Source organism: Leptospira sanjuanensis (genome assembly GCF_022267325.1).
Taxonomy (GTDB): Bacteria; Spirochaetota; Leptospiria; order Leptospirales; family Leptospiraceae; genus Leptospira; species Leptospira sanjuanensis.
Genome location: NZ_JAIZBG010000001.1, coordinates 3,824,102 through 3,843,204, shown reverse-complemented (window position 1 = coordinate 3,843,204; position 19,103 = coordinate 3,824,102). Strand labels below are relative to the sequence as shown.

The following is a 19,103-nucleotide window of genomic DNA, read 5'->3' as shown; positions in this document are numbered from 1 at the left end:
CTCCTTACGATTTCGATTTTATTTTTTCTTGTTTTCTTCTTTGGATGAGAATAAACCTTTAAAGCCTTCCCATGCGTCCCGCACATATTCCGATACGACGGATCCTGCAATACCTCCACCGTAAGGTCCACCCACGGGCGTAAAGAATGGCGCTAGAATCGTGCTTCCTGCAAAGACCGATCCCAGCCAAATCGGATCTATATAAGGAATCGATTGTTTAAAGACTCCTTTATAAATGATCGGAATTTTCAGAGCCTTACCGACGATGTTTCCCCCCATTCTTAAATTCAGAAGAACGTCCACGTTCTTATCGAAGCCGATGTTTCCCTTTACGTCCGCTTCCAAACCGTTGCCTTGCAGTTTTAGATTTTGGAAATAGAATCGATTATTTTCGATTTTGAAATCCGATTTTAAAGTGGAGAATTCCACCTTTCTTCCGTCGATCCCGTTGAAGGAAATGATTTTTCCGAGCGTGTTTAAAACCGGAATCATAAAGTTCGCGTAACCCAAAAGTTCTCCGTTCAAGATTTGCAAATTTCCGGAGCCTTCCATGTTCCTAAAAAAATCTCCCACAAAATCCGGAGATCGATCGTGCACCTCCGTTACAAAACTGAATTTGCTGAACAGATTTCCGTTGATGATCCGGTCGTTTATATATGGCATGAGAATCCGATCCGTTTGAATTCGATATGCTTCTCCTTGAACCTCGAATCTGGATTTGAAAGGATTTATTTTAGATTTTCCTAATATTTCTCCGTTGTAAATATATGCGTGGAAACTGGAAATGTGAATCCAGGGATATGCGTATTTGATCTCGGCTTTTAAAACAGGGAATCTATGTTTTAAGGCGTACACGTTTTTCAGATCAGCGCTGAAATAAAAAACACCGTCCGGACGTTTAGGATCGTCGAACTTCTTCGTAAATTCGAATAACTTTCCGAGACGAAGTAAACTCTGATAATCCAGATAGCTTGCGGAAATTTGAAATGACGAATTTGTCTTATAGTTCCACAGAACCGTTCCTCTCGCAGTTCCTTCCGCCACTCCGGGCCAAACCGCCGTTATATAAGGAAATTCTAATTTTTTATTCGGAATGTCCAAACGTAATTCCAAATTCACCTTAAGATCACCGAACGGATTCCCGCCTTTGTATGCGAAGTTTTTCGCTTGAGCGATTACGTTGAAATTGATGGTTTCGTTGGCCGCTTTGCTGATTTTAATCGTTCCGTTATAGATCGTCTTGGAAAAATCGGCGTTGGGAAAAATTGAAAGTAAATCGCGAAAGATGGAAAGGGAACAGTTGTCGAATATGATCGTTGCTTGGAATTGAAGTTTTTCGAGAGTTGTAGGAAATTCTTCCAGCCCGGCGCTTCCATAAATTTGAAAACTCTGCTCGTCCAATTTTCCTTGCAGAGTTATGTCGAGCGTGTCTCCGTAAAAGGAAATACCGAAAGAGGATTTCCAAAGATAGATTCCATAGGTTCTATTATGAGTATCGTCCTGATAATGAACGTAGAAATTTTCGATCTGAATGTTCTTTAATCCGATCTTGAGAACTTCCTTCGGATTCAGAGGAGCGCCCGCGTTCGATGAAGTCGGATCGAAGATTTTGATGGTATGAGTTTCACGATCTTCTTTGGGCGCTTCCTTTCCATTTTGAAGAAATTCGATCAGATCGATCGATCCGTCTTTCAGTTTGTGAAGATTGATTTGACCGCCTGAAATCGAAACGTCCCGGATCTCGACCTTTTGCCCTAAAAGACCGAACCAGGAGATGTCTATCTTGATCTGATCGCTGATTCCGATAATCAAATCGCCTTTTCGAACTTGCACGGAATTCAATTCGATTCCGGGAAACGGAAAGAGAATCAAATCGGAAGATTCTACCTTCACTTCCAATCCCGTTTCCTTTTCGATTTCGGTTAATATAAAGTCCTTATAAAAATCCTGACGGGAAAGAATCGGCAGCAGTGTGAAAAGCGCCAATGCAAGAACCTGAAACAAAAGAATCGCAAGGAATTTGATTCGATTGCTATATAAGAATTCTTGAATGCGCTTTAGGAGTTTCATTTTCCTTTTCCCAACGGAAAGTGACACAAAACCTTTTGTCCGTTTTCGTTTTCTTTCCAAACGGGAATTTCCTTTTTACAGAGATCCTGTGCGATCGGACATCGCGTGTGAAAGTGACAACCGGAAGGTTTATGAACCACGCTCGGTATTTCTCCCTGGAGCGGAATACGAATTTTCTTTCGATCATAAACGTCGAACGTCGACTGAAATAACGCTTTCGTATAAGGATGAGCGGGAGAAGAAACGATGTCCTTCGTTTTTCCGAGCTCGACGATTTTCCCCAAATACATGACCGCAATCCTGTCCGAGATCGATTTTACCACACCCAGATCGTGAGAGATAAACAAATACGAAAGTCCGAATTCGTTTTTTAATTCGACCAAAAGTTTTAAAACTTGAGTTCCCGTGGAGACGTCCAGTGCGGAAACCGATTCGTCACAGATGACAAACTTCGGTTTTAAAACGAGCGCTCTTGCGATCGCGATCCTTTGTCTTTGACCGCCGGAAAACTCGTGGGGAAATCTCGAAAGAATATCGGATGATAGATTCACTCTTTGCAGAATGTCTTTGATTTTGGATTCGGCTTCTTCGGTGGAAAGTTTCTCGTGAATTTCCAAACCTTCCCTAAGAATTTCCGCAATCGTCATCCTCGGGTTCAGGGAAGAATACGGATCTTGGAAGATGATCTGAAGATTTTTTCGAAGCGGAAAAAATTCGGAAGAAGAAAGGGAAGAAATCTCCGTATCTTCAAAATGAATCGTACCCGATTCGGGTTTTAAAAGTTTTACAAGACCTCTTCCTAACGTGGACTTACCGCAGCCGGATTCTCCCACTAATCCGAGAATTTCATTACTTGCGATTTCAAGACTTACCCCGTCGACCGCGGCGATTCGATTCTTTTTGAATCCGAATCCGGATTTCGTATAAAAACTGATGGATAGGTCTTTGATGGAGATCATGATTTCTTCTTCGATAGGATCCTATTCTTTCGTTAAAAAACAAGCGGCCAGATGCGGTTCTTTTTCGGAGCGTACTGTAAACAATTCCGGTTTGGTTTCTTTGCACGAATTCATCACAGCTTTACAACGCGTGGAATAATGACAACCGATCGGGTACTGATCGGGCGAAGGAACGATTCCTTGAATCGGTTGCAAGTCCTCTACCGATTTGGCGAGCGACGGAATCGACGCGAGCAAATCCTTCGTATAAGGATGATTCGGCGAATCGATGACGGAATCCGTGTCTCCGATCTCCGCGATTCTTCCCGCATACATAACAGCGATTCGATGCGCGATCGTTCCGACTAAACCGAAGTCGTGCGAGATAAAGAGAATCGACATTCCGTTTTGTTTTTGAAGGCGGAGAAGAAGTTCCACAAGCTGTGCTTGGATCGTTACGTCGATCGCGCTCGTCGGCTCGTCGGCGATGAGAAGAGTCGGATCGCACATCAACGCCATCGCGATGCTGATTCGCTGGAGAATTCCTCCGCTCATCTGATTCGGATAGGAATATAATCTTTGTTGAATGTCCGTGATTCCGACCGAAGACAAAAGATACTTCGCTTTTTCAATCGCCTCTTTGCGGTTATCCGAAATGTGCATCAGATACGCTTCGATCATTTGTTCTTCGATTTTCAACAAAGGATTGAGAGCGGCAAACGGTTCTTGAAAGATATAAGCGATTTCTTTTCCTCGGATCTTTCTCATTTCCTCGGCGGAAAGTTTTAAAAGATCGTTTCCTTGGTATAAAATTTCACCCGAGCGAACCTTAGAAATATTGGAAGGAATCAAACGCGTCAGTGCGAGCGCTGTCAAAGACTTGCCGCAGCCCGATTCCCCGATCAAAGAAAGAATTTCACCGGGTCGTACGTCGAAACTTAAATTTTGAAGAACGGGAAGCCAGCGGTTTTCCGAATAGAGATCGAGTGAAAAATTCCTAACCTGAAGCAAAGAAGAAGCGTTCATTCATACACCGCCTTTTCTCTGGAATCGAAAGAGTCTCTCAGTCCTTCTCCGATAAACGAAGTCAATAAAATCGTGAAAAAGAGCGCTGACGACGGAAACGTGATGAGCCACCATGCACTCAATCGTTCTCTTCCTTGCCCGATCATTTCTCCCCAAGACGGATTCGGCGCTGGAATTCCGTAACCGAGAAAGTCCAATGCGCTTAGAATGGAAATCGATCCGATCAGCGTAAACGGCAAGAACGTTACGAGGGGCGTGATCGCATTCGGAAGTATGTGTCGCAGCATGATTCGAAACGAACTGACTCCCAACGCTTTTGCGGAGTCCACATAGGTCAGCTGTTTGAGTTTGTAGAATTCTCCGCGCATATAATACGAAATGCCGATCCAACTCAACGCGCCGTACGTGATCAATAAAACCGTAAACCCTCTTCCGAAAAACGCGCCCACGATCAGAATCAAATATAAGAAGGGGATCGCGGAAAGAATTTCAATGATTCTCTGCAGGAGAATATCCGTTTTTCCTCCGAAGTAACCCTGCATTCCGCCGATCAAAGTTCCCATCGCTAGTTCAAGAAATACTAATATAAGTCCGAAGCTCAGAGCGTTTCTGTAAGCGTAAAAGACTCTCGTAAAAACGTCGCGCCCTCGATCGTCCGTCCCAAGCCAGTGTTTCCGATTGGGGGAAGAGGGAGGGGTTTCCCCTTCTTCCAAACTTTCCAAGTTGTCCTCGTTGTAACCGTAAGGAACGGGAGCGAATAGGATCCAATTGGAACCGGTGAGGAAGTCGTCTCGTTTCGCGAGTTTTTTGTAGTTCGGGGGGGTTAGATTTTCCCCTCCGAATTGCGACTCGGGATAAAACGCAAAAATCGGGAAATGCCATTTCCCCTGATAACTTACGATCAAAGGTTGATTGTTCGCGATGAAAGGCGCGAACAAGGAAATCACATAAGAAATCAATAATATGTTTAAGGCGTACCAGGCCCGTTTGTTCGCCTGGAATTTCTGAAATCGTTTTTTTAAGATCGGACTCAGAATCATTCGAATTGAATCCTCGGATCGATAAGGACGTAACAGAAATCGGAAAGAATATTTCCGATCAATGAAAGAAGACTTTGAACCAATAAAAGTCCCATCATCAGATCGGTGTCTCTTTCCGTGACGGCTTGGAAACTTAAAAGTCCCATTCCGTCGATGTTGAATACGAGTTCGATGACGAGCGAGCCCGCGAAAATCAAACTGAGATTGCTTCCGAAGCCGGTCGCGATCGGAATCAAAGAATTTCGAAACGCGTGTTTGAAGATCGCTTCCTTAAAACTGAATCCCTTGGAAAGAGCGGTGCGAACGTATTCTTTCGAGATTTGTTCCAAGAGGGAATTCTTCATCAACAATGTGAGAACCGCGAACGAACCGGAAACGTAACAAATCACCGGGAGGAACATATGTTGGATTCGATCGACGATCTTTTCCCAAGAGGATAAGGATTCGTATTCGTCCGAAACCTCGTGACCGAGCGGGAAGATCGACAATAATTCTCCCGAAGCGAACGTGTAAAGCAGTAACACGGAAAGTGCGAACACAGGAATCGAATACGTGATTAGGATGATTCCGCTGGAAGCGATATCGAATCGTTCTCCGTTCTGAAGAGCCTTTGCGATTCCGAGCGGAATACAAATCAAATAGGAAAGAAAAAAACCAGAAAGACCGAACGTAAGCGAAACGGGAAGTTTTTCCAAAATCAAATCCGTCACTTGCCGCGTATGTAGTCTGGATTCTCCCAGGTTAAAGCTAAGAATTTCTTTGAGCCAGTAAAGATAAGCGATGCCGACGGGTTTATCTAAATGTAATCTTTTTTTGATGATGTCTATTTCTTCTTCGGAGATCGTTTTTGCGCTCCCGCCTTGCGCGTTCGCATATCCTCGGATCTTTGCGATTTCGGTTTCAAGCGGACCGCCGGGCGCAAAATGAGAAATCAAAAAAACGATAAACGTCATTCCCAACAAAGTCGGGATGATGAGAAGAAATCGTTTCAGGAAATATTTTTTCATTTCGTTTCCGGTTCCCGGAAAAACAGTTTCGAGGAATTTGATTCTAAGACAAAGTCTTTTTCAAAAAAGAGTTTTAATTGTTAAGAGAAATCGTTTGAACGTTACGTTCCGATTTTATTCGGTTTCAATCGCGATTTCCTTTAAGCTCCAAGTATCCGAAACCTTGAACGGATTTTCCGGCTCTCGTTCCTCGAACTTTTACCGCTCCTTCCCAATAACTGAATCCGGTTGTAGGTCTGGAATCGAATTCTTGATCTTCAAAGAATGGTTCTATTATAAGCTGGAGAGTCGAATCTTCTTGTGTCGCTCGAGTGGTCAGATTCCATAGAAGAGGATATTTTTTATCGGTGCGCCGACTTTTCCAAACGGAAGAATCGTGTAAGAAAAGTATTTCGCCTTCTCTTTCGAATTTCGTTTTTTGTCCGGACTTCAATCGGAGCGTTCCGAAACTTTCCGAAGCGGAGCCGGGAGTTTCCCGAAAGTTAAACGCCATCAGATCGGTTCCGTCCTCGAGTTGGATGCAGATCCAATCCCAAGAATTGGATTTGTCCGAGAGTTCCGCTTGTCTTGTGGAATCCATCGGACTGCTCCATTCATGGTCCATCCAAGAACTGCCGCTTTCGATCCGAATCTTTTTCCCGTTGAAAACGAGTTCTCCTTGTGTGGAAAGTCCGGGGATGCTGTAATAATACGAATAGAAATCGGGATTTTTTCTGCTCTTGATCGATTTCCCATTGTCTCCGTGTATTAGAATATTTGAATCCTTTGCGCTGAGATGCAGATCCAGCGAAAGTCCGGGGACGTTTTTCGGTTTTGCGATCAAGTGAAATTCCGTTTTTCCTCGAATTTCGAGAACGAAGTCACCGCTAAAAATCCGTTTTCCGTCGTAACCCGCCATACCGCCTAACTTTCGTTCAACGATTTGCGCGGTTTCGTGTTTTTTGTTTTCCAGATCGGAGATCGCAAAGTGAACGGGAAACGCTTCCCTATTCTTGCCGAAAATCCCTTTGAAAAAACTCAGCTCGTATCCGTATCGTTTTCCGTCCGAAGAACGGATAATTCCCACGAAATAACACCATTCCACTTTATACGAAGGATGAAAGGAATGATCCTTGGGAAAGACGAAGGGCCGATCGTCCGCGTGAAGCGTAAAAAAAATAGGGAATAAAAAATAGATTCCGATTAGTCGATTGACCGTAATCCGAAAGAAGTTGTGATGATTCCTGAAATCGATCATGCAGTTTTTGAAGAACATCCGCGCGTCCGCATTTTTATCTCTGGGACTTTTTTTACCTCAGTTCGTTATTTTAGGAATCTATTTCCGAAAACTGTATCTTAAATTTATAACGTTTTGTCCGAATCAGAATTTTTTAACGTGGGACCCGGACGCGAGATTAGTTACTTCGATTCGAATCGCGGAAGCCGTGCGTTCCTTCGACGCGATCACCGTTCTGAAGTTGATCTTTGATTCGCCGACTTGGCCGGTTCTTCGAAATATTCCCGAGGCTTTGATCGTTTTGATGTTCGGTCCGGGTGGAACTCCCGTTTCGTTGTTTACGTTCGTAGAATTGATTCTTCTTTTTGCGATCGTTCCTTGGATCTTGACGTCGTTTAACAAAAATAGAAGTTGGATCGCAGCCGCGATTTTGTTTCCGATCGTTTGGGCCGGGCTTTTGCAGAATCCGGGATTTATGCATTATTCTTTTTCGGGAATGTTGGAAGTGCAAGGCGGACTTTTCTTTCTGCCTGCGATTCTTGCCTTTTGGAATTTGTACCGAAACTCGATCGAAAATCAAAAACCGAATTCACCCTGGTTTTTATTGATCAGCTCGAACCTTTTGTTTCATACGAAATATCCGTACGGTTATATCTTCGTTTTTTTCGGTTGTTTGTTTTTAACCGTGTTTCGTTTTCAAGAAACCAGAACGTTCCTATTCGATCTGTTGCATTCTTATCGACGAACTTCGGAAAAGAATTTTTTTAAAAGAGTCAAATGGGGCGCTTTGCTTCCGATCGTTCTGTCGATCGTGTTGATTTTTACATTGATCCTTTTTTCCAAGGAAACGTTTCCGGGAAAAACCAAAGCGCTTTTGCGTTACGCGGGCGCGCTCGTGTTTTGGATCAGCGCCAGCATTTCACTTTGGAACATATTTTACGGTTCTGCAATCAAAAGGGGAAATACGGAAATTTCTTCCGATAAGAATCTTTTCAAACGCGAGGAATTTTTTCTTTGGAAATATTTCTGGACGTACGTGATTCTTCCGATCGGTTCTTGGGTTTTATTGCATCCGGACCGATTTTCCAGTTCGAGCAGCACGATCGGGCACGCGCAAGGCGCGGGTTTATTGCCAGGACAAGGCGACGAATCGATTTTTAGTCTTACTTACTTTCGAGAGATCGTCGAGAATTCGTTTTATGCTCCGTATGGCGGATGGATTTTGTTTGCGGGCTTGTTGTTCGGGATCGGATTCGGAATCTTTCGTTATCGCGAGAAGGGGGAGGTCAGCGCTTCGTTCTTTTTGTTTTTATCGATCTTCGTTTCGATTTTGGGACTTACACTGATGACGCCCAATCATCAACCGCGGCATATTTATCATTTGTATCCGGCTTTGTTGATCGCGATCGGGATTTTTTGCCGCGAAGAGTTTTCGAAAGAAGGATTCATCAAAATTTTTGCCGCGGCCGTATATTCCTTATTTATTATGTTTACGCTCGGGTATTGGAGTTGGAAGAATGATTCGGTTTGGGAGAGAACCAATCTTTGTTTTTCGGGGGTGGACCGTTCTTTGTTTTATACCGCCGACGACGCTGAGGAATATTTCCTAAAAGAAGTAAACCGTTCTTCCGTTTTATGGAATTTGCTTCCACTGGAACATCACAATCGCCCGGATATTACATTGTCTTTTTATCGAGCCGGTTTTTTGAATCGCCAAATGGTCCGTGAAAAGAGAAAAAAAGAAGAAGCGGAATTTTTGAAAGCTCGCTCTTCCGAGTCGATACCGACGACCTCCTTTCCGGTTTCCAAAGAAGATTGGTTTATCGTTGCAAAGTCTTGTGAAGAGATCGAGGGAGGTCTTACCGAGATCTTGACGAAAGAATTGAAGTTCGCAAAGAATACGATACAAACGCCGATTCGAGGGGCTTGTATCGTTCGAACGAAACGATCCAATAATTGAAATAACTACACTTTAGTAAAGCTTCGTTGAGATTCAAAAGAATTCACTTTTTAGAATGTATTTTGCGACAGGGATCGAGCGGAAATACTGCAATGCGCCGTCGTTTTCAATTCGTTTTTCGTTTTAAAAAAGGCCGTACGGCGCTTTGCAGATTGAAGCGAGAGCCCGGTCCTGCGAAAACTCGGCGCGTCCTTCTCCACGGATCGTTTCCGCGGGAGTCGCCCCGATTTTTAGAAAAAGTCTCTTTTCCGATTCATTCAAAACAACTTCTCCCAAACGTATATCCCCGCAAAAAATTCCATTCCCGCCGCGAGAGCGATATGAGCGTAAAGTCCTCCTCGGATCGAATGCGTTCTTATGCTCAAGGCTCCCATCAATAAACCTCCGAAAAAGGAACTGAGAATTTCTCCTCTCGGTTTTTCGAAATGAACCATTCCGTAAATCAAAGCGCCCATTCCGACCGCGTGATACCGTCCCGCAAAACTCAAATAACGAATGATGAATTTTCTAAAAAAGAATTCCGTAAAATAAAACGTGGAAAGATAAACGATTTCAAAACCCAAAGTCGTGAACCAAGTTGCGTGATACAAAAGTTGTTCGTTGCTCAAAGGCGCTCGCGGATAAAATTCGCGGAAGCCGGGAACCAAAGATCCGATCGCGGCAATCAACAATCCGAGAATCAAAATCGGATAGTAACGGGGGTTTTTCTTTTTTTCGAACGGAACCGGATCGGTTTTGTGTCTGTAAAAATCGTACAACAACGGAATCGCGAGCAAGGGAACAAAATGAACGAATTGTTTCGCGACCTTCCAAGACCAATAGATCCATTCTCTGGGGAGATACATTAGAAATTTCTCATGCGAAAGATCTAAAAATTCCAGCACGATCATACAAATCCAAAATACGAATAGAAAACCGGCGAGTTTTCGTTTTGCAAATCGGTTCCTTCTTTTTGGGGAAATGTGAAAGTAGAAGAAGACCATCAGCATTCCGTAGATGCAGAGCGTGGCGATTATTTTTAGAGCTGGGTTCTTGGCGCCAAGAAGGGGAAATCCGAATTCTTCGTTGAGAAAGAGGAGGAGGAAAAGGCTTCCGTAAACTCCGAATAACAGAACGTAAATCGTTCGGTTCTTTCGAAAGAATCCCTTGAGGATCGAGAGGATTTCCATTAGGAATCGATTGAAGTAAAGGGGAGGATTCTTTCCAATACTTTCGTTTTTGGTTTTTGCAAATTATTTTCGTTATTGGGAAGGGAAACGCGGCCGCCGAATTTCGCAAGAGTTCCGACAGGAAGAGAGAATTGATTTTGCAGGAACGAAGGTTTTGTGATAGAGGGGAGTTTCGCGGTTTTTTCCCGCCAACCCGCCACCACCGCCCAATTTTAGGGTGGGGCGCGCGTTTTCACGGTGGATCGTAGGTCCTACAGAAAAATTCTTTTGAATACTTCCAGATTTCCAGTAAGACTGAGAAATTGCCGCTCTAAGATACGCTATATCAAATATAGTTTACAAAAAATCCAATATATAGAACTTTGGCAAATAAATAGGTCCATTTTTTCTTAAATCTGGACTATTTCTTGGATCAATTATAAAATCAAGCTGGATGCGTGAGCCTCCAATTCAAGACTTAGATTATCACGAACATGAACCCGCAAGAGTTGGAACAAAAACTTGCGCCTTTGAGCCTGGAAGACGCCTTAGAATGGATCAGCAACGAGTATGGGGAAACTGCGGCCTTTTCCACGAGCTTAGGTCTTGAGGACCAAGTTATCACTCACGTTATATTCTCCCGAAATCTGAAAATCAGAGTTTTTACTTTGGATACGGGCCGCCTTTTCAACGAAACGTACGACCTTCACAAACTTACGAACGCAAGTTATAACAAAAGGATAGAAACGTATTTTCCCGACACGACCGCGGTTCAAAATCTCATCAATACGAAAGGACCCGACAGTTTTTACGATTCGGTGGATAACAGAAAAGAATGTTGTTATATTCGAAAAGTCGAACCCCTCAATCGAGCGCTTGTCGGAACAAAACTTTGGATCACCGGAATTCGGTCGGAACAATCCGATTCCAGACATTCGCTCACGAAAGTGGAACTTGATTCTTCGCGTAACATTTTAAAGTATCATCCGCTTCTCGATTGGTCTTTGGAACGCACGCAGGACTTTATCGATACGTATCGGATTCCGACTAACGTGCTTCATAAAAAAGGATTTCCTTCGATCGGTTGCGCCCCTTGCACGAGAGCGGTTCAATCGGGAGAAGATATCCGCGCCGGAAGATGGTGGTGGGAAGAATCCAATCAAGAATGCGGACTTCACGTCGTCGACGGCAAGTTGGTCCGTCAAAAATCCGGCCCCAAAAGAGCAATATGAATTCAACTATGAATAGATCCAGACTTACACATCTCGAACAACTCGAAGCGGAATCGATTTACATTCTTCGGGAAACCGCATCTCAGTTTGAAAGACCCGCCCTTCTTTTTTCAGGCGGAAAGGATTCGATCACGCTTGCGCATCTCGCGTTGAAAGCGTTTCGTCCCGGGAAGTTTCCGTTTCCTTTGGTTCACATCGACACCGGTCATAACTTTCAAGAAGCTCTTGATTTCAGAGACGAGCTCGCATCCAAAATCGGCGAGAAGCTGATCGTTCGTTATGTTCAAGATTCCATCGACCAGGGAAAAGCGGTCGAAGAAAAAGGAAAGTTCCCGAGCAGAAACGGAATTCAAACCGTGACTCTTTTGGATACGATCGCCGAATTTAAATTCGACGCTTGTATCGGAGGCGCTCGCAGGGACGAAGAAAAGGCGAGAGCGAAAGAACGGGTTTTTTCCGTTCGCGACGAATTCGGTCAATGGGACCCGAAACTGCAAAGACCAGAACTCTGGAATATCTACAACGGTAAAATCAGTCCGGGGGAGAATGTACGCGTTTTTCCGATTTCCAACTGGACCGAGCTGGACGTTTGGGAATACATCCGCAAAGAAAACATCGCTCTTCCTTCATTATATTTTTCTCATAAACGACAAGTGATCTATCGCGAGAATCTTCTCTTCCCCGTTTCGAAGTTCATTACGATCGACGGAAACGATCGTGTGGAAGACAAGATCGTTCGTTTCCGCACGGTGGGTGATATGACTTGCACCGCGGCCGTAGATTCTCAAGCGGATAACATCGACGACATCATCCTCGAAATCCAAACGACTCGGACGACAGAACGAGGTTCCAGACTCGACGACAAACGTTCCGAAGCGGCTATGGAAGACAGAAAAAGAGGAGGATACTTCTGATGGATTTATTACGTTTTATTACTGCGGGAAGCGTGGACGACGGTAAGTCCACTTTGATCGGAAGACTTCTCTACGACAGCAAATCGATCTTTGAGGATCAGCTCGAAGCGATCGAAAAAACCGCGCGAGGCAACAACGGTCAGATCAACTTGGCTCTTCTTACCGACGGTCTCAAAGCGGAAAGAGAACAAGGGATCACGATCGACGTAGCCTATAAGTATTTTTCGACTCCGAAACGAAAGTTCATCATCGCCGACGCTCCCGGTCACGTTCAATACACTCGAAACATGGTTACGGGTGCATCTAATTCCAATTTGGCGATCATTCTGATCGACGCGCGGAAAGGTGTGATCGAACAAACTTATCGTCATTCTTATATCGCTTCGTTGCTGAGAATTCCTCATCTCGTCGTTTGTATCAACAAGATGGACTTGGTGGAATTTTCCCAAGCTCGTTACGAAGAAATCAAAGCGGAGTATTTGAACTTCGCTTCCCGATTGGACATTAAGGATATTGAATTTATTCCGATCAGCGCGCTCAACGGAGACAACGTAGTCGATAAATCCGAAAATCTTTCCTGGTACGACGGACGTACTCTTCTCAATCATCTGGAAGAAGTGTATATCGAAAGCGACGAGAACATTGAAGACGCTCGTTTTCCGGTTCAATACGTGATCCGGCCTCTTTCCGACGAACACCACGATTACAGAGGATACGCCGGACAGGTCCGCAGCGGAATTTTCAGAAAAGGCGATTCGATCACCGTTCTTCCGAGCGGATTTACGAGTACGATCGAAGCGATCGATACGTTTGACGGAGAAGTGGAAGAGGCGTTTCCTCCGATGTCCGTCACGATTCGTTTGAAGGACGAGATCGATATTTCGCGCGGAGATATGATCGTTAAGTCCGATAACCAGCCGGTCGTTTCTCAGGATTTGGAAGCGAATATCTGCTGGATGGATTCCAAGTCTTTGTTATCCGGAAATAAATATCTTCTTCGCCAAACCACGAATTCGGTGAAGGCCATCGTAAAAGAAATCGAATTCAAGGTCGCTCCCGACACTCATGAAAAACAAGATGCGTCGAAAGGTCTTACGCTGAACGAAATCGGTAAGATCAAAATCCGCACCGCAAAGCCGGTCAGTTTCGACGAATATAGAATCAATCGTTCCACGGGAAGTTTTATTCTCGTGGATGAAGGAACCAATTCCACAGTCGGGGCGGGAATGATCACCGGAGTCGGAGCCTAATCGATGTTAAACGCCGACGCAAACGCTGATCTCCGTCGAACCGGCAAAGTGTATCTTGTCGGCGCGGGCCCGGGAAATCCGGAAGATCTTACTTTGCGCGCGTATCGGATTCTAACCAAGGCCGAGGTAATTTTATATGACGCGCTTTTGGATCCTTCTTTTTTGGAGATTTTTCCGAAGGACGCGGTCGTTCACTACGTGGGCAAACGTTCCGGCGCTCATTCCGCTACACAGGAAGAAATCAACGAACTTCTTCTTTTCTACGCTTTGCATGGAAAGAATGTGGTTCGTCTGAAAGGCGGAGATCCTTTCGTTTTCGGAAGAGGCGGCGAAGAACTCATCACATTACTCAATCATAATATAGAATACGAAATCGTTCCGGGAGTCAGTTCTTTGAACGCGGGTTCGTCCTTTGCGGGATTTCCTCTGACTCACAGGGGTTTGTCCCGCCAGGTTTTGATCATGGACGGACATACCGTTCTGAACGAGGAAACCGATTGGGAATGGTTTGCCAAGTTCAAAGGAACGATTGCGCTTTTTATGGGAACGACTTCTCTTCCTAAAATCGCAAATCTTCTTTTGCGGCACGGGAGCGATCCGTCCTTGCCCGTCGCCCTTGTGGAAAATGCGTCGCTCGAAACCTGCAACGTTCAAACGTGCACACTTCGGGAAGCGGCCGATTCTTACTTTGAAAAAAAGACGAAAGGTCCGGGTATCATCTATATCGGAAAGGTCGTTCAATTTTTGGAAAGAACCCGTTTCGCACAATTTGTCTCCGAAACGCTGGGAGGCGAAGAAGAATGAGCCGTAAATATCCAGCGTTCCTTAATTTAGAAAACAAGAATGTTCTTTTGATCGGGGGCGGCAAGGTCGCTCTCGAAAAATTACCGCATCTCTTGGATGCGGGAGCTAAGATCACGTTGATCGCCTTGGAAACTTGCCGCGAAGTCGCTCAGATTTTGGAAAAACATCCCGAGATCAAAGTAGAATACAGATCCGTCGAATTTTCCGATCTTCAAGGACGTGCCTTGGTTTTTTCCGCGACCAACGATTCCGATTTGAATCGAAGACTCAGCGATTATGCGCATTCTTGGAAGATTTGGATCAACTGTGCGGACGATCCTTCGAACTGCGATTTTTATTCCGCCGCCGTATTGGATCGCGGTCCGCTACGCGTGGCAATTTCCACCGAGGGAAATTTTGCGGGTTTGTCCGGAGTCGTTAAGACGACATTGGAAGAGCTTATCCCCGACGAACACGAAGATGAACTGCAAGAGTTGATACGACTTAGAAAAGAATTGAAGTCGATTCTTCCCGATCCCGAAAAAAGAAAAAAAGTTTTGAAAGATCTGTTACAGACTCTGAAAGAGGATTATTTCAAAATTCCCGCGGAACCCAAACGTATATAACGAAATCATAAACCCGAAAAAGGAAAAAGATCCAAGCCATGTCAGAAACAAAAGAATTATCACCCGTAGAAGAGATTAAGCTGAACTCTAGAAATCTAAGAGGAAAAATCGCTGAAGGCATAGACCAGAACATCGATACCTACGAAGAGGACGAGAAGCAGCTTCTTAAGTTTCACGGACTATATCAACAGAAAGACAGAGATCGTAAAAAAGACGAAAACGGAAACGATATCGAAGCTCCTACCAGCTTTATGATTCGGGGTAGAATTCCCGGCGGAAGACTCTCTTCCGAGCAATACTTGGTTTGGGACGAACTGGGAGATAAATTCGGAGGGGGGGCGATTCGTTTAACAACGAGGCAATCGGTTCAGCTTCATACGCTGAGAATTTTTCATCTCCGCGACGTGATGAAAGCGATCCACGAAGTGAATCTTTCGAGTATGGGTGCATGCGGAGACGTTGTGCGTAACGTGACTCAAGCCGTAAATCCTCTCGGTAAAAAAGATCTCCAACTGTTGGACGGAGTCGCTCAGCTTTTATCCGATCATTTTAAATATAAGACGAACGCTTACGCCGAAGTATGGTTAGGCGACAAACAACTCAACAAGGACGAAGAGGATCCGATCTACGGAAAAACCTATCTTCCTAGAAAGTTTAAGATCGCCGTAACTCTCGCTGGAAACAATACCGTGGACATCTACGCGAACGACATGGGATTTGCAGCGACTTTATCCTCGGACGGAAAGATCGACGGCTATTTCGTGTTTGCGGGTGGCGGTTTCGGAATGACCCACAACAAACCGGAAACGTTTGCGCGTGCCGCAAGTTTGCTCGGTTGGATTCCTGAAAACGCGTTGATTCCCGTTGCGGAAGCGATCGTAACCGCTCACAGGGATTTCGGAGATAGAACGAATCGTAAACACGCTCGTTTAAAATACGTTCTTGCTGAAAAGGGAGTGGAATGGTTCAGAACCGAAGTGGAATCCCGTTCCAACGTAAAACTCGATACGAATAAGTCGCTTCCGACATGGACGACCCCTTCTTATTTAGGATGGCACGAAAGAGAAGACGGAACTCTGTCTCTCGGGTTCCATACCCTTGCCGGAAGAATCAAGGATTTCCCGGGAAAACCGTTGAAGTCGGCTTTGAAAGAAATCATAGGAAACTACAAACTCGGCGTTCAGATCACCGCGGATCAGGACTTGATTCTTCTCGGAATTCAAAAATCCGACCGTGCAAAAATCGAAACAAGATTAAAAGAATTGAATGTAGCTTGGGAAAGCCCTTCTCCGCTTTTTGATCGCGCACTCGCTTGCCCTGCGCTTCCGACGTGCGCGCTTGCGTTGACCGAATCCGAGCGTTCCTTTCCGGAACTTCTGAACGGAATTCAAAAGGTTTTGGACAAACTCGGATTGAGCGACAGAGCTCCCGTGGTTCGTATGACCGGTTGTCCGAACGGATGCGCAAGACCGTATTCCGCCGAAGTGGGAATTGTCGGTCAGATGGCCGGAGGAAAATATTCCATCTTCCTCGGAGCGGATTCGGAAGGAACCAAAGTAGGGGAATACGTAGCGAAAAAAGTTCCTCTTGCCGAGATTCCGAATCAACTCGAAAAAGTGTTCACGCTTTGGAAGAACGAAGGAAATCCCGGAGAAAAGTTCGGCGACTTCGTAAACCGTTTTCCGTTGGAAAGATTCAGAGAAACCTTAGGATCTATGTAAGAATCCGCGACACGATCCGTGGAAAGTGTCGCGGCCGAAGACGACGAAGTCTTATCGAGGGATTTCGGCATAAAGCCGAGATCCCGATCGAAGGGGCCGTTTTGAGTTGTAAGTTTCTTGAATATTAGAAAAACTGAATTTCTTCGATGATCGGTTTCATTCTCGCGATTTTACCGATGCTTGAAGAAACCAAGTAGATGCTTCCGCCGTGGTTCAAAACGGCCGTCACTCCGTTGATCGAAGAACCCGAAAAATCCTGATAATTCGCCGTAATATCCCCGAAGTCGTTCAACGCGAAGACCAATCCTCTCGGCGCGTTTCTCGCAAAAAGTAACGTAGGGAGACCGGATAACAGATTTTTGATTTCAGGATATTCTTGAGCCCGATCCAAAACTTCGTTTCGATAATACGGAATTCCGACCCAAAACGAACCGCCGTTTCCTGAAATCAAACCTGGAATTCCGGGAATATTGGTAAGAAAAAACTTCTCCACCCCTTTTTTCGGACCGTACAAAGGAACCGAAGAAACCCTGTGACGGAACGGTTCGGTAACGAGCAGAAATTGTTCGTTGGAAGACAATGCGATTCCCGTTGGATAAAACAATTCTTTATTCAATATTTCTAATGTGTTCGAGCTCTTATCCGCGACGAGAATCATTCCGTCCGGAAGCGAGGAGAGTTCTTCTAAAAAGGATTCGTTCCAAGAATGCGATCTGCTTGAAACTGTAAAATAAATTCTCCCGTTTTTGGAAACGTCGATCCCGTGCGGAAAACGAAGCGCCGAGCCGTCCGGCATTTTGGAAATCAACGTTCTTTGAGAGCCGTCCTTTTTGATTTCCACGATTCCCGTTTCTTCGACGCAGACCAAAAGATTTCCGAAAGAATCGAAAACCATTCCCAAAGGTCTTCCATTCACGACCGCAAAGATTTCCACCTTTTCGTTCGTGCGGACGCGCATGATTTTATTGTCCGCGGTTCCCGTATAAACGTAGCCCGATGTGTCGATCGCGATTCCGTAAGGACGGTTTAAGGATTCCTTATGAATCCATTCCGATTCCAAAAGATAATTGTTCTTACCCGGGTCAAAGGGAGAATCGACCAGATATTCTTCCGTGTTTTTATGCGATCTGAAAAACAGAAATGTCGTAAATGCGAAAGACGTGAGTAAAAATACGCCGATAAAAAGTAGAATTCGTTTAAGCATGATCTCTAAAGACGGGTCTTTGTCTTTGATTGAATCTTCTGACTTCGAAGTGAAGGTGATTTCCCGTCGCCCTTCCGGTTTGACCGACTTCTCCTATCTTTTGACCTTTGCGGACTCTCTCTCCCGGCTTTACCGAAATGGAACTGAGATGTCCGTATAACGTCTCATAGCCGAGTCGATGATTGAGTACGATCAGATTTCCGTAGCCGCCCTTCTTATCCGAAAAGGAAACTTCTCCGTCCGCAGAAGCGTAAACGGGAGTTCCCTCTTCCGCCGCGATGTCCAATCCGCCGTGAAACGTTTCCTTTCTCGTAAACGGATCCTTCCGTTTTCCGAAACGGGAGGAAACGATTCCTTCTTCCCCTAAAGGTCTGTAAAAAGCGACTCCGTAGAAAAATGATCGTTCTTCTTTCGGGAGTCCTTTTCCGGGAATGAACCAAAGTTCCTTTCCTTCATCAAAGGAAATAAATTTCTCGGAGAGATTGTATTTCTTGGAAAGTTTTTTCCGAGCGGCGGAAGAATTCTCCCGTTCGTCCGAATCGTAAACTCCCCTCATGTTAGGAATCAGAAGTTCCATTCCGGGATAAATGTCATACGGAGAAGACAAGCTGTTCACCGAAGAGATCGTATCGATGTCCATTCCGGTTCGCGTCATGATCTTGAAGAAGTTGTCCTCTTTCTTTACTACGTATCGATAAAATTCGAGGGATGTGAGTTCGGATCGTTCCAGATTGGAAACGGAGATTCTCAGATTGTTTTTTACGTCTTCTCTGAGTCGTTTTACGGATTGGTTGTTGTAATCCAAGTTTTTTAGAAGTTCCGGTTTTTGACGGGAATCGATCGGACCCTCTAAAAAAAGCAGCGCAACGGCCGCGGTTATGAATCCGATTGGATACCGAAGAGAACGTTTCATGGTCTTATACGTGTAGAATCGGCCGATTCTAAAAAAACAATGACGCAAAAAAAGA

The 19,103-nt window shown here is 44.9% G+C and carries 17 protein-coding genes; 7 read left to right on the top strand and 10 right to left on the bottom strand.

What is annotated here, in order from left to right; translation table 11 throughout:
• Positions 1 to 18: 18 nt before the first annotated feature.
• The 6 genes from LFX25_RS17440 to LFX25_RS17415 form a co-directional block, all read right to left on the bottom strand.
• The gene (locus LFX25_RS17440) at positions 19 to 2,070 is read right to left on the bottom strand and encodes an AsmA family protein (RefSeq protein WP_238731371.1); all 2,052 of its coding nucleotides are present in this window, start codon (positions 2,068 to 2,070) and stop codon (positions 19 to 21) included.
• Positions 2,067 to 3,029, bottom strand: coding sequence for an ABC transporter ATP-binding protein (locus LFX25_RS17435; protein WP_238731370.1), 963 nt, complete (start codon positions 3,027 to 3,029; stop codon positions 2,067 to 2,069). Before LFX25_RS17435 ends, LFX25_RS17440 begins: the two co-directional genes overlap by 4 nt.
• A 21-nt stretch (positions 3,030 to 3,050) precedes the next feature.
• The gene (locus LFX25_RS17430; RefSeq protein ID WP_238731369.1) at positions 3,051 to 4,034 is read right to left on the bottom strand and encodes an ABC transporter ATP-binding protein; all 984 of its coding nucleotides are present in this window, start codon (positions 4,032 to 4,034) and stop codon (positions 3,051 to 3,053) included.
• On the bottom strand, positions 4,031 to 5,074 hold the full coding sequence (locus tag LFX25_RS17425; protein WP_238731368.1) for an ABC transporter permease: 1,044 nt from the start codon (positions 5,072 to 5,074) through the stop codon (positions 4,031 to 4,033). The genes LFX25_RS17430 and LFX25_RS17425 overlap by 4 nt, the downstream gene beginning before the upstream one ends.
• A complete protein-coding gene (locus LFX25_RS17420) occupies positions 5,071 to 6,081 on the bottom strand; it encodes an ABC transporter permease subunit (RefSeq protein WP_238731367.1) in 1,011 nt (336 codons plus the stop codon). Before LFX25_RS17420 ends, LFX25_RS17425 begins: the two co-directional genes overlap by 4 nt.
• A 124-nt stretch (positions 6,082 to 6,205) precedes the next feature.
• Positions 6,206 to 7,318 (bottom strand): lipocalin-like domain-containing protein, encoded by a 1,113-nt coding sequence (locus LFX25_RS17415; protein ID WP_238731366.1) that lies wholly within the window; start codon positions 7,316 to 7,318, stop codon positions 6,206 to 6,208.
• Between LFX25_RS17415 and LFX25_RS17410 the strand changes: the two genes are divergently transcribed.
• Complete coding sequence (locus LFX25_RS17410) at positions 7,317 to 9,257, top strand: hypothetical protein (protein WP_238731365.1); 1,941 nt, start codon at positions 7,317 to 7,319, stop codon at positions 9,255 to 9,257. The genes LFX25_RS17415 and LFX25_RS17410 overlap by 2 nt on opposite strands.
• Positions 9,258 to 9,380: 123 nt before the next feature.
• Here LFX25_RS17410 and LFX25_RS17405 read toward each other — a convergent pair whose 3' ends face one another.
• Together LFX25_RS17405 and LFX25_RS17400 are read right to left on the bottom strand one after the other, a co-directional pair.
• Complete coding sequence (locus tag LFX25_RS17405) at positions 9,381 to 9,518, bottom strand: hypothetical protein (protein ID WP_238731364.1); 138 nt, start codon at positions 9,516 to 9,518, stop codon at positions 9,381 to 9,383.
• Complete coding sequence (locus LFX25_RS17400; RefSeq protein ID WP_238731363.1) at positions 9,515 to 10,426, bottom strand: CPBP family intramembrane glutamic endopeptidase; 912 nt, start codon at positions 10,424 to 10,426, stop codon at positions 9,515 to 9,517. Before LFX25_RS17400 ends, LFX25_RS17405 begins: the two co-directional genes overlap by 4 nt.
• A 473-nt stretch (positions 10,427 to 10,899) precedes the next feature.
• Between LFX25_RS17400 and LFX25_RS17395 the strand changes: the two genes are divergently transcribed.
• Genes LFX25_RS17395 through LFX25_RS17370 form a run of 6 tightly spaced genes read left to right on the top strand, consistent with a single transcriptional unit; the run spans position 10,900 to position 16,931 of the window.
• Positions 10,900 to 11,637 carry a phosphoadenylyl-sulfate reductase gene (locus LFX25_RS17395; protein WP_238731362.1) on the top strand — a complete coding sequence of 246 codons (738 nt, stop codon included), beginning with the start codon at positions 10,900 to 10,902 and terminating at the stop codon, positions 11,635 to 11,637.
• Positions 11,638 to 11,645: 8 nt separating this feature from the next.
• Positions 11,646 to 12,551 carry a sulfate adenylyltransferase subunit CysD gene (gene cysD, locus LFX25_RS17390; protein ID WP_238731361.1) on the top strand — a complete coding sequence of 302 codons (906 nt, stop codon included), beginning with the start codon at positions 11,646 to 11,648 and terminating at the stop codon, positions 12,549 to 12,551.
• Positions 12,551 to 13,801: a sulfate adenylyltransferase subunit CysN gene (gene cysN, locus LFX25_RS17385; protein ID WP_238731360.1), complete on the top strand. Its 1,251-nt coding sequence runs from the start codon at positions 12,551 to 12,553 to the stop codon at positions 13,799 to 13,801. The genes cysD and cysN overlap by 1 nt, the downstream gene beginning before the upstream one ends.
• A 3-nt stretch (positions 13,802 to 13,804) precedes the next feature.
• On the top strand, positions 13,805 to 14,605 hold the full coding sequence (gene cobA, locus LFX25_RS17380; protein WP_238731359.1) for a uroporphyrinogen-III C-methyltransferase: 801 nt from the start codon (positions 13,805 to 13,807) through the stop codon (positions 14,603 to 14,605).
• Positions 14,602 to 15,210 carry a precorrin-2 dehydrogenase/sirohydrochlorin ferrochelatase family protein gene (locus tag LFX25_RS17375; RefSeq protein ID WP_238731358.1) on the top strand — a complete coding sequence of 203 codons (609 nt, stop codon included), beginning with the start codon at positions 14,602 to 14,604 and terminating at the stop codon, positions 15,208 to 15,210. Before cobA ends, LFX25_RS17375 begins: the two co-directional genes overlap by 4 nt.
• Positions 15,211 to 15,248: 38 nt before the next feature.
• Positions 15,249 to 16,931, top strand: coding sequence for an NADPH-dependent assimilatory sulfite reductase hemoprotein subunit (locus LFX25_RS17370; RefSeq protein ID WP_238731357.1), 1,683 nt, complete (start codon positions 15,249 to 15,251; stop codon positions 16,929 to 16,931).
• A gap of 124 nt (positions 16,932 to 17,055) precedes the next feature.
• On the opposite strand, the gene LFX25_RS17365 is transcribed toward LFX25_RS17370, so the two are convergent.
• Complete coding sequence (locus LFX25_RS17365; RefSeq protein WP_238731356.1) at positions 17,056 to 18,135, bottom strand: SMP-30/gluconolactonase/LRE family protein; 1,080 nt, start codon at positions 18,133 to 18,135, stop codon at positions 17,056 to 17,058.
• A complete protein-coding gene (locus LFX25_RS17360; RefSeq protein WP_238731355.1) occupies positions 18,128 to 19,048 on the bottom strand; it encodes a LysM peptidoglycan-binding domain-containing M23 family metallopeptidase in 921 nt (306 codons plus the stop codon). The genes LFX25_RS17365 and LFX25_RS17360 overlap by 8 nt, the downstream gene beginning before the upstream one ends.
• Positions 19,049 to 19,103 lie beyond the last annotated feature (55 nt).